The sequence below is a fragment of the Burkholderia sp. AU4i genome (assembly GCF_000466765.1).
Taxonomy (GTDB): domain Bacteria; phylum Pseudomonadota; class Gammaproteobacteria; order Burkholderiales; family Burkholderiaceae; genus Burkholderia; species Burkholderia cepacia.
On record NZ_ASSI01000406.1, the window covers coordinates 1 to 573 of the forward strand.

General features: G+C 68.9%; 1 protein-coding gene. It reads left to right on the forward strand.

What is annotated here, in order from left to right; all coding sequences use genetic code 11:
• Positions 1-63: 63 nt before the first annotated feature.
• On the forward strand, positions 64-549 hold the full coding sequence (gene rfaE2, locus L810_RS43065; RefSeq protein WP_021164346.1) for a D-glycero-beta-D-manno-heptose 1-phosphate adenylyltransferase: 486 nt from the start codon (positions 64-66) through the stop codon (positions 547-549).
• Positions 550-573: the final 24 nt, after the last annotated feature.

Sequence of the window (573 nt, forward strand, 5' to 3'; positions counted from 1 at the left end):
GGCGGGCTTTTTATCTGGCGCCGCCGTCGCGCGCGCCGTTGCTCATTCCGTCCGACCTCCATCATGTCCGCCACCTTCGAACGCAAGCTGATCACCCGTGATGCCCTCGTCGCGCTGCGCGCGTCGCTGCCGTCGCCCGTCGTGTTCACCAACGGCGTATTCGACATCCTGCACCGCGGCCACGTCACGTATCTCGCCGACGCGAAAGCGCTCGGCGCGTGCCTGATCGTCGGCGTGAACAGCGATGCGTCGGTGCGCATGCTCGGCAAGGGCGACGACCGGCCGATCAATCGCGAGGAGGACCGCGCGGCACTGCTCGCGGCGCTGGAAAGCGTCGACTGGGTCGTGACGTTCGGGGAAAAGACGCCGGTGTCGCTGATCGAGGCCGTCCGTCCGGACATCCTCGTGAAGGGCGGCGACTACGACATGGACGTGCTGCCGGAATCGGCGCTCGTGCGCGGCTGGGGCGGCCGTGCGCTGGCGATTCCGTTCGAGCACGACCGCTCGACCACCGCATTGCTGAAGAAGGTGCGCGCGCAGCAGTCCTGAGCGCGGCCGGGCGCCGTCAGGGCG